Consider the following 10,102-nt stretch of genomic DNA (forward strand, 5'->3'; position numbering starts at 1 on the left):
GCGCTCCACGATCACCCGGTCCCGGGCGGCCCGCCAGGCGGACGAGGGGCGCGCTCAGTCCGTGCGGGGCGGTCCCGTCGTCCCCCGGACCTCGAGGGTCGGCGTCGCCAGGTGCACCCGTCCCGCTCCCCCGGGCCGGTCGAGACGGTCGAGGAGGCAGCGGGCGGCTCGGCGGCCGACCTCACGGCCGGCGCCGTCGACGGTCGTGAGCCACAGATGACGCAGCCGGGAGATGCTGGTGTTGTCGTAGCCGACCACGGACAGGTCGCGCGGCACCCGCAGGCCCAGTTCCTCGGCCGCCGACAGCACCCCCACCGCCGTCATGTCGTTCACGGCGAACACGGCCGTGGGCCGGTCGGCGCGGGCCAGCAGCCGCACCGTCGCCCGGTAGCCGCCCTCCTCGGTCATGTCCCCCGCCTCGACCAGCGCCCCCTCGGCCGGTCCCGAGGCCCGCATCGTGGTCTCGAAGCCGCGTCGGCGCAGGTCGGCCACGGCGCCGTACCCCGCGAGGTGGGCGATCCGGCGGTGCCCGAGTGCGACGAGGTGCTCGGTGACCAGACGGGCGCCGTGCTCGTCGTCGTTCGCGACCAGGTCGACCCCGCCCGGCACCGGCTCCCGGGCCCCGGCGACCACCACCGGCATCCGGGCGGCGACCGCCTCCAGGGCCGCCGGGTCGGGCAGCGTGCCGACCACGACCAGCCCGTCCGCCCCCAGGTCCAGGAAGGGCCCGGCCGGATCCTGGCCGACGTGCCGGTTCAGGCGGGCGTCGGCGAGCAGCATGTGCAGGCCGCCGGCGTGCAGCAGCGAGTTGAGGCCGTCCAGGAGATCGACGTACCAGGGGTTGCGCAGGTCGTGCAGCAGGACGCCGATCGTGCGGGTGCGCTGCTCGCTGAGGCTGCGCGCCGCCGCGTTGGGCCGGTAGCCCAGTTCGCGCACGGCGTGCAGGACGGCCTCCCGCTTCTCGGCGCGCACCTGGTCGGAGCCGCGGAGCACGAGGGAGACCAGCGACTTGGACACTCCGGCCCGCTCGGCGACGTCGCGGATGGTCGGCGGTCTCATGCAGTGGACCGTTCCATGCGAGCCTGGGCTTGTCAAAGGGCTCAAAGGGCACCGGGAAGCCTTGACATCCTCGGGAGACCGCCCGCAGGGTGGCCTGGACAGAAAATGGACCGGTCCAAAGAGGGGCTGTCAGTCATGGTCGAGTCGATGGATGCGGTGGAACCGGTGGATTCGGTGGATGCGTTGGATTCGCTCGGGGTCGCCGTCGTGGGGTTCGGCTGGATGGGTCGGGTGCACTCCCAGGCGTACGCCCGCGTCCGGCACCACTATCCGCAGCTCGCCCTGCGCCCCCGGCTCGTGACCGTCGCCGAGGAGGTGCCCGGCCGGGCGGAGGAGGCCGCGGACCAGTTCGGCTTCACGGCCACCACCCGGGACTGGCGCGAGGTCGTCGCCGATCCGCGCGTGCGGGCCGTCAGCATCACCGCGCCGAACTTCCTGCACCGCGAGATCGGCGTCGCGATGGCCGAGGCCGGCAAGCACATCTGGATCGAGAAGCCGGTGGGCCTGACCCCCGAGGACGCCCGGGCGGTCGCGGACGCGGTGGCCAAGGCCGGCGTCCAGGGCGCGGTCGGCTTCAACTACCGCAACGCGCCCGCCGTCGAGACGGCCCGCGATCTGATCGCCTCCGGCGAGCTCGGCACGGTCACCCATGTCCGCGTCCGCCTCTTCAGCGACTACGCGGCCCATCCGGACGGCGCCCTGACCTGGCGCTACGAGCGCGAGCGGGGCGGCAGCGGAGTCCTCGGCGACCTGGCCTCGCACGGCGCCGACCTGGCCCGCTTCCTGCTCGGCGACATCGCCTCCCTGACGGCCGACACGGCGGTCTTCGTCCCCGAGCGGGCCCGCCCGACGGGAGCGACGGCGGGCCACAGCCGCGCGGCCGGCGGCGAACTCGGCCCGGTCGAGAACGAGGACTACGTCAACTGTCTGCTGCGCTTCGCCTCCGGCGCGCGGGGCGTGCTGGAGGCCTGCCGGGTCTCGGTCGGCGAGCAGAACAACTACGGCTTCGAGGTGCACGGCACCAAGGGCGCGGTGTTCTGGGACTTCCGGCGGATGAACGAGCTCGGCGTCAGCCGGGGCACGACGTACCAGGACCAGCCGGTCAGCACGGTGTACGTCGGCCCGGGCGACGGCGAGTTCGGCGCCTTCCAGCCGGGCGCGGCGAACGCCATGGGCTACGACGACCTCAAGGTCGTCGAGGCGTACCGGTTCCTGCGGTCGATCGCCGAGGGCGTCCCGCACGGGGCGACGCTCGCGGACGCGGTGCACAGCGCGACCGTGCTGGAGGCGATGACCCGGTCCGCCGAGAGCCGTTCCTGGGTGGACGTGCACCCGTAGGCCAGGCCCGGGGGTGGCGGTAGGACCACCCCCGTTCCGGTTCTCAGGCCCAGGGACCGCGCGCCCCGAAGACGGCAGGCTTCAAGGGTCGGCAAGCACGAAAAGGCACGCCGACACCGAATCCGCCGTACCGAGAACTCGGGGGACACCCATGTCCGAAGTCGTAGCCCGGCGCCTGACCGGTCTCGCCGCCGTCGTCGCCGCACTCGCCCTCATCGTCCAGGTTCCGCTGTACTTCGTGTACTCGGGCCCGCCGCCGGACGCCAACGTGCTGTCCCGGCTGCTCATCGGGATCGTCGCGCTGGCGTCGGTGGTCGTGTTCGTGACGGCGTTGCGGGACCTGGTCGAGCGGGTCGGCCCCGCCCATCGGTGGGTCGGCTCGCTCGCCTTCTCCACCGGCCTCGTCTACGCGGTCGTCACCCTGGTCTCGATGGGCCTGGAGGCGGGTGCGGTCATCGACGCCGACCACCCGATCGACCCGACGATCGACGTCAGCGGCACCTACATCCTGTACGGGTCGATCTCGCGTCTGATGCTGGCGCTGTTCCTGACCGCCTTCGGCCACGCCGTCTCGCGCACCCGGCTGCTGCCGCGCTGGACCGCACGCTCGGCGTACGTCCTGGCCGCGATCAACCTGGCCTTCGTGCCGTCGCTGTTCTTCGGCAACGACCCCGCGTTCTTCTACGCGGCGAACGGCTGGGGCACGACGGCGCTGATGGGAGCCGTCCTCAGCTACTGGCTGCTGGCCGTGGGCGTCTCGACGTACCGCAGTGCGGCCCGCGCCACCCTGGCGGGCGCGAGCGCCTCACCGGCGCTCCGGCCCTGAGATCCGCCGAGCGACGACCGCGCCCCGGAGGCGGCCCGCATCAGCCGGCCGTCGCCCGGGGCGGCATGTTGTACGGGGTGACCACCTGGATCGCCGACGGCAGCCGGGGCCCCGCCGGGGGCAGCGCCCCATGGGCCCGCATCAGGGTGTGGCAGGCCTCGCGCACGTCATGGCGCAGATCGTGGTGGAGGACGGCCGACAGCCGGTGCTCGTGCAGCAGCCGGGTGTTGTCGTGGTCGAGGTCGTGCGCGACGAACACGGCGCACTCGCGGTCGAGGTCGGCGAAGGCGCGCAGGGTGGCGATGTTGCCGCCGCCGATGGAGTAGACGGCGCGGATCTGCGGATCCCGTTCCAGCGCGGACCGGACGAGGTCGTACTGGGTGGCGTCCAGGCCCTGCCCCTCGGCGATCTCGACGAGCGCGCGCTCGGGATGGCGAGCCCGCATCGCGCTGCGGAAGCCCATCTCGCGCTCCTCCTCGTTGCGGAAGAAGCCGCTGCTCAGGCTGGTGAGCACATTCCCGGGGCGGTCGCCGAGCCACTGGCCCATCAGATAGGCGGCGGTGGCCCCGGCGGCCCGGTCGTCGATGCCGACATAGGCGAGGCGGGCGCTGGCGGGCAGGTCCGTGACCAGCGTGACCACGGGGATGCCGGCGGCCACCAGCCGGCCGACGGCGGCGGTGACCTCGGGGACGTCCGGCGCCTTCAGGATCACCCCCTGGGAGCCGCGCCGGGCGATCCGGTCCAGGGTGGCGATCAGCTCCGGGACCGGTCCGGTCTCCCGGAAGTGGAACCGGGAGCGCAGCACGGCCGGGTGCAGCGAGGGCAGCTCGGCCTCCAGCGCGGACCGGACGGCGGTGGTGAACCGTTCCGGCGCCTGCATCACTATGTCGATCATGAAGGTGCGGCCGACGAGTCTGACCTGGGTGCGCTGACGGTCCAGATCGGCGATGGCCCGCCGCACCTCCTGCGCGGTGGACTCGCGCACCCCTCCCCTGCCGTTGAGCACCCGGTCGACGGTGGCCTCGCTCAGACCGGCCTGACGTGCGATCTCACGGAGCGGGAAGGGATGGCCCACAGTAGGCTCCTCGGAGGTCCTTGAGGGGTTTTTGACGGCCCTCTGCCGGTTGTTCGACGGGTTTGTAATGACAAGAATGGCAGGGCTGAGCCGCCATTGTCATCGAAGGGACGCCGATGTCCTTCACCTCCGTGCACGGTCACGCCTGGCTGACCGAGCAGGACTGCGATCTCGACGTGTTCCGCTCGCTCGTCGAGCGCACGACCGACCTCGCCGACTTCCCGCACGCCACGACGGTGGAGGGGAACGTCCTCGTCTACGACAGCGAGCACCTGCGCACCGCTGCCGCCGGGACGAGCCGTGAGCTGCGCGCCGAGCTGGTGCGGGCCCTGGCCGACGGTCCCGGGATCGTCGTCCTCCGGGGCGCGTTCCCCGACCCGGCGGTCGTCGACCGGCTCACCGCCGCCTTCGACGCGCTGATCGCCGAGCAGCACGCCTCGGGTGCGACCGCCGGCGACCACTTCGCGAAGCCCGGCGCGAACGACCGCGTCTGGAACGCCCTGGAGAAGGCCGCCCTGTACGACCCGGAGGCGTTCGCCGACTACTACGCCAACGACGTCCTCGCGCTGGTCTCGCGGGCCTGGCTGGGCCCCGGCTACCAGGTGACCTCGCAGGTCAACGTGGTCAACCCGGGGGGCGCGGCGCAGAGCGCGCACCGCGACTACCACCTCGGCTTCCTCTCGAACGAGGCGGCCGCCGCCTACCCGGCGCATGTGCACCGCCTCTCCCCCGTGCTCACGCTCCAGGGCGCGGTCGCGCACTGCGACATGCCGGTGGAGTCGGGCCCCACGCTGTACCTGCCGTACTCGCAAGTCTACGAGCCGGGCTATCTGGCCTGGCGACTGCCCGAGTTCCAGGCGTACTTCGACGAGCACCACGTCCAACTGCCGCTCGCCAAGGGCGACGCGGCCTTCTTCAACCCGGCCGTCTTCCACGCCGCGGGCTCCAACCGCACGACCGACGTACGCCGGGCGGCCAACCTGCTCCAGGTGTCCTCGGCCTTCGGGCGCGCGATGGAGACCGTGGACCGGGAGGCGGTGGCGAACGCGGTCTTCCCCGTGCTGCTGAAGCGCAGGGCGCAGGGCGTGGGCGAGGAGTGGCTGGAGCGGGTCGTCGCCGCGAGCGCCGAGGGCTACCCGTTTCCCACCAACCTCGACAGCGACCCGCCGGTGGACGGCATGGCCCCGCCCTCGCAGGCGGACGTCGTACGGCGGGCGCTGCACGAGGAGTGGACCCCGCAGGCACTCCGGGACGAACTGCGGGCCGGCGCCGAGCGGCGCATCAGCTGAAAGGATCTTCCGCATGGGACTTCTCGACGACAAGGTCGTCCTCGTCAACGGCGGCAGCCAGGGGGTCGGCGCGGCCATCGCGCGGGCCGCGGTGCGCGAGGGCGCCCGCGTGGCCGTCACCGGGCGGCGGCCGGAGCCGGGCGAGGCTCTGGTGAAGGAGCTGACCGCCGAGGGCGGCACGGCGCTGTTCGTCCGGGCCGACCTGACGGACGCCGCGCAGACGAAGGCGGCGGTGACCGAGACCGTGGCCGCCTACGGCCGGGTCGACTGCCTGGTCAACTCGGCGGGGCTGACCTCCCGGGGCACGCTCCTGGACACCACCCCGGAGCTGTTCGACCAGCACATCGCGATCAACCTCAAGGCGCCGTTCTTCGCCATGCAGGCGGCGGTCGCCGACATGCTGGCCCGCGAGGCGCCCGGCACGGTCGTCAACATCATCACCTCCTCGGCGCACGGCGGCCAGCCGTTCCTGGCGCCGTACGTCGCCGCGAAGGCGGGCCTGATCGGCCTGACCCGCAACGCGGCGCACGCCCACCGTTTCGACCGGGTCCGGATCAACGGTCTCAACATCGGCTGGACGGCCACCGAGGGCGAGGACGCGACGCAGAAGGCGTTCCACGGCGCGGGCGACGACTGGCGCGAGCAGGCCGCCGCGAAACTGCCCATGGGCAAGCTCGGCCAGCCGGACGAGATCGCCGACTTCGTGGTCTTCCTCCTGTCCGACCGGTCGGGCGTGGTCACGGGATCAGTGATCGACTGGGACCAGAACGTCCTGGGCGGCCTGGACTGAACGGTCGCCCTGCGATTCCTTTGAGCCCGTCCGGCGATTGAGGACGAGCCCGAAGGGCGATCGGGGGTCCGGGGCAGCGCCCCGGCAACAGACAGCAACCAAAACACACACGAAAGCAGCGGAGCGCATGCGCATCGGAATCCTCGGCCTCGGCCGCATCGGCGCCTTCCACGCCGAGACCCTCTCCGGACTCGACGTCGTCGAGTCGCTCGTCGTGACCGACCCGTTCGCGGAAGCGGCCAAGGCCGCCGCCGAGCGGTTCGGGGCCGAGGTCGTCGACTCGCCCGAGGCCCTGCTGGCCGCCGGCGTGGACGGCATCGTCGTCGCCGCCGCGACCGACGCCCACCCCGCGCTGATCCTGGCCGGTGTCGAGGCCGGCATCCCGGTCTTCTGCGAGAAGCCCGTCGCCAAGACGATGGCCGAGGGTGTCGAGGTCCTCAAGGCGGTCCAGGGCAGCTCGGTGCCCATCCAGATCGGCTACAACCGCCGCTTCGACGCGGGCTTCGTCGCCGCACGGGCGGCCGTGCAGGCGGGCGAGCTGGGCAAGCTGCACACGGTCCGCTCCACCACGCTGGACCCGGCCCCGCCGCCGGCCGCGTACATCGCCGCCTCCGGGGGCATCTTCCGGGACTGTTCGGTGCACGACTTCGACATCATCCGCTGGGTGACGGGCCGCGAGGTGACCGAGGTGTACGCGGTCGGCGGCAACCGGGGCGCCGAGTACATCAAGGAGGCGGGCGACGCCGACACCACCGGCGCGATCCTGACCCTCGACGACGGCACGATCGCGGTGGTCTCCAACTCCCGCCATAACGCGCGCGGTTACGACGTCCGGATGGAGATCCACGGCTTCACGGACTCGATCGCCGTGGGCCTGGAGGACAAGCTGCCGCTGCGCTCGGTGGAGCCCGGCGTCACCTTCCCCGCGGGCACCCCGCACGACTTCTTCATGGACCGCTTCACGGCCGCCTACCGCGCCGAACTCACCGCGTTCACCGAGGTCGTGGCCGGCACCCGCACCTCGCCCTGCACGGTCGAGGACGCCCTGGAGGCGGGCTGGATCGCGGACGCGTGCACGCTGTCCCTGCACGAGCACCGGCCGGTGACGATCGCGGAGGTCCGGTCCTCCTGAGCCCACAGCAGGGCGACCGGGGCCGCACAACAACTCCCCGGTCGCCCTGCCCCTTTCCACCCGGCCCCGCTCACCGGCGCCGCTGCACGCCCCGTAGTGGTGCGTTCCTCACCTCGCCGCCGGTTGCGCCGGCAGGTTGAAGATGTGGTTCGGGGAGACGATCGTCGTGATCGCGTCGCCGAACAGGGTGCTGGGCTCCTCGTTCTTGTAGTCGATGTCGGTGTTCAGCACGACGACGAGGGTCGTCCGCGCGGACGGCAGATAGATCGTCAGCGACTCGTAGCCGGGCAGCGAGCCGTTGTGGCCGATCCAGCCCTGCACGTTGAAGATGCCGAGACCGTATCCGGCGCCCGGGATCGGGGTGGGCGGTGTGATCAGCCGCTGCCTCTGGGTGGCGGGGCTGATCATCCGGTCGCCGTCGGGCAGCACGCCCGTGGCCACGGTGCGCGCCCAGATCCGCAGGTCCTCCAGCGTGGAGATCATCGCGCCGGCCGCCCAGCCCCAGGAGGGGTTCCAGTCGGCCGAGTCCTCGACCTTCCCGGTCGCCGTCTGGTTCGTGTAGCCCTGGGAGTGCGGGGTCGGGAACTCGTTGCCGACCGGGAAGAGGGTGTCCTTCAGCCCCACGGGGTCCAGGATGTGCTCCTGGACGTAAGTGTGCAGCGGCCGGCCGCTCATCTTCTCGATGACCAGGCCGAGCAGGATCAGGTTGGTGTTGCAGTAGTAGAACTGCGCACCCGGCTGGAACAGCACGGGGTGCTTGAAGGAGTAGTCGAGCAGCTGCTGCGGGGTGAACGGCCGCTGCGGGTCGGACGTCAGCGCCTTGAAGAAGTCCTCGTCCGCCGAGTAGTTGAACAGCCCGCTGCGCATGCCGGCCAGCTGCCGCAGGGTGATCTTGTCCCCGTTCGGCACGTCGTCGACGTACTCGTCGATGGTGTCGTCGAGGCCGACCTTGCCCTCGTCGACCAGTTGGAGAAGGCCCGTGACGGTGAACGTCTTGGTCTCGCTGCCGATCCGCATGAACAGGTCCGGGTTCATCGCGCGACCGGTGCTCTTGTCGGCGACGCCGAAGGACTTCAGGTACCGGCCCTTGTCGGGCGTCCAGATGCCCACGCTGACGCCGGGGACGTTCGCCTGCTTCATGACCCGCTGGACGGCGTCGTCGACCTGTTGCTGCACGGCGGGGGTGAGTGCCACGACGCCGTCCCCGGAGGAGGACGGCGCGGGCGGTTCGGTGACGGTGGCGACGCCGGCGGCCGAGGACGGCAGTGCCGTCGCGGCCCCGCCCACCGCCGGGACCACCAGCGCCCCCGTCGCGATGGCGACGACGACCCCTCTGCGCAGTCGAAGGTACGGGTGTGTCATGGGCTTGCTCCCCGCTCGAGGAGGTTCGCGCCGCAGGCCACAGCCGCACCAGGGGGCACGGGCCGCATGCGGCCCATCACCCCCACCATACGAGCGCGGGCGCGCCGTCGCCTCTCGACGACGGCGCGACGCGCCCGGTGACGAACGCCCGATGACACGCTGCGCGCGTCAGGCCCCGCAGGACCGCAGGAACTTCCGGGTCCGCACCGCGATGGGCAGCGGCCGGTCCGGCTCGCACGGGTACATGTCCTGCTCGACGATCGCGAACAACTCGACGCCCAGGCGCTGCGCCGCGACCAGCACCGGCTCCAACTCCGGTACTCCGGACGGCGGTTCGCACATCACTCCGCGCTGCACGGCGGGGCCGAACGGCACCCCGTCGCGCACGACCTCGGCGAGGATCCCCGGGTCGACCTGCTTGAGGTGGAGGTAGCCGATGCGTTCGCCGTAGGTCTCGATCAGCTGGACGCTGTCGCCGCCGCAGTAGGCGTAATGACCGGTGTCCAGGCAGAGGTTGACCAGTTCGGTGTCGGTGGAGTCCAGGAAGCGCTCGACGTGGTCCTCGGTGTCGATGTGGGTGTCGGCGTGCGGATGGACGACGAGGTCCAGACCGTACGTCTCCTTCACCTCGTGACCGAGGCGCTCCATGCCCTTGGTGAGGTGCGCCCACTGCTCGCCCGTCAGCTCCGGCGGCTCGAGGATCTCGGCCGTCTTGTCGTCCCGCCAGAAGGACGGGATGACGACGAGGTGCCTCGCGCCCATCGCCTGGGTGAGCGCGGCCACTCGGCTCACGTGCGCCCAGGTGTCCTCCCAGACCGACGGGCCGTGGTGCAGCCCCGTGAAGACCGTGCCCGCGGACACCTTCAGGTCGCGCTTGGCGACCTCGTCGGTGAGCCGGGCCGGGTCGGTCGGCAGATAGCCGTAGGGGCCGAGTTCGATCCAGGAGTAGCCGGCCTCGGCGACCTCGTCCAGGAAGCGTTCCCAGGGCACCTGTCCGGGATCGTCGGGGAACCACACGCCCCAGGAGTCGGGGGCCGAGCCGACGCGGATGCGGTCGAGCGCGTTCGTCATGTCAGGACTTCCCCTCTACGGGGGTCGCCACGGGAGCGGTGAGGTCCTTCTCCTCCGGGAGCTCTTCGACGTCGACGCCGCGGACCTGGGCCAGCTCGTGTTTGAGGGCGGCGAGTTCGGTGCCGCCGGCCATGTGGTTGGTGAGCTCTTCGAGGCTGAC

At 71.8% G+C, this 10,102-nt stretch carries 9 protein-coding genes and 1 pseudogene; 5 read left to right on the top strand and 5 right to left on the bottom strand.

Annotated elements, in window-relative coordinates; all coding sequences use genetic code 11:
- Window positions 1-54: 54 nt before the first annotated feature.
- Window positions 55-1,059 carry a LacI family DNA-binding transcriptional regulator gene (locus ACWD4O_RS34790; RefSeq protein ID WP_451286104.1) on the bottom strand — a complete coding sequence of 335 codons (1,005 nt, stop codon included), beginning with the start codon at window positions 1,057-1,059 and terminating at the stop codon, window positions 55-57.
- Between the two features lie 147 nt (window positions 1,060-1,206).
- Here ACWD4O_RS34790 and ACWD4O_RS34795 point away from each other — a divergent pair, with 147 nt between their 5' ends.
- On the top strand, window positions 1,207-2,397 hold the full coding sequence (locus ACWD4O_RS34795) for a Gfo/Idh/MocA family protein (RefSeq protein WP_451286106.1): 1,191 nt from the start codon (window positions 1,207-1,209) through the stop codon (window positions 2,395-2,397).
- Between the two features lie 151 nt (window positions 2,398-2,548).
- The gene (locus tag ACWD4O_RS34800) at window positions 2,549-3,223 is read left to right on the top strand and encodes a hypothetical protein (RefSeq protein ID WP_451286108.1); all 675 of its coding nucleotides are present in this window, start codon (window positions 2,549-2,551) and stop codon (window positions 3,221-3,223) included.
- A gap of 40 nt (window positions 3,224-3,263) precedes the next feature.
- Here ACWD4O_RS34800 and ACWD4O_RS34805 read toward each other — a convergent pair whose 3' ends face one another.
- Window positions 3,264-4,298 (bottom strand): LacI family DNA-binding transcriptional regulator, encoded by a 1,035-nt coding sequence (locus ACWD4O_RS34805; RefSeq protein WP_451286110.1) that lies wholly within the window; start codon window positions 4,296-4,298, stop codon window positions 3,264-3,266.
- A gap of 116 nt (window positions 4,299-4,414) precedes the next feature.
- Here ACWD4O_RS34805 and ACWD4O_RS34810 point away from each other — a divergent pair, with 116 nt between their 5' ends.
- From ACWD4O_RS34810 to ACWD4O_RS34820, 3 genes are all read left to right on the top strand, one after another.
- Window positions 4,415-5,587, top strand: a complete 1,173-nt coding sequence (locus ACWD4O_RS34810) for a phytanoyl-CoA dioxygenase family protein (RefSeq protein WP_451286112.1) — start codon at window positions 4,415-4,417, stop codon at window positions 5,585-5,587.
- 13 nt (window positions 5,588-5,600) lie between these two features.
- Window positions 5,601-6,377 (top strand): SDR family oxidoreductase, encoded by a 777-nt coding sequence (locus ACWD4O_RS34815; RefSeq protein ID WP_451286114.1) that lies wholly within the window; start codon window positions 5,601-5,603, stop codon window positions 6,375-6,377.
- A 127-nt stretch (window positions 6,378-6,504) separates the two neighbouring features.
- Entirely contained in the window at window positions 6,505-7,509 is a 1,005-nt protein-coding gene (locus tag ACWD4O_RS34820; RefSeq protein WP_451286115.1) for a Gfo/Idh/MocA family protein, read from the top strand.
- 108 nt (window positions 7,510-7,617) lie between these two features.
- Here ACWD4O_RS34820 and ACWD4O_RS34825 read toward each other — a convergent pair whose 3' ends face one another.
- The 3 genes and pseudogenes from ACWD4O_RS34825 to ACWD4O_RS34835 form a co-directional block, all read right to left on the bottom strand.
- A complete protein-coding gene (locus ACWD4O_RS34825; protein WP_451286117.1) occupies window positions 7,618-8,871 on the bottom strand; it encodes a serine hydrolase domain-containing protein in 1,254 nt (417 codons plus the stop codon).
- Between the two features lie 168 nt (window positions 8,872-9,039).
- A complete protein-coding gene (locus ACWD4O_RS34830) occupies window positions 9,040-9,942 on the bottom strand; it encodes a sugar phosphate isomerase/epimerase family protein (protein WP_451286119.1) in 903 nt (300 codons plus the stop codon).
- 1 nt (window position 9,943) lies between these two features.
- Window positions 9,944-10,102 (bottom strand): annotated as a pseudogene (locus tag ACWD4O_RS34835) (sugar ABC transporter ATP-binding protein); the annotation flags it as partial.

The organism is Streptomyces sp. NPDC002623, assembly GCF_053592635.1.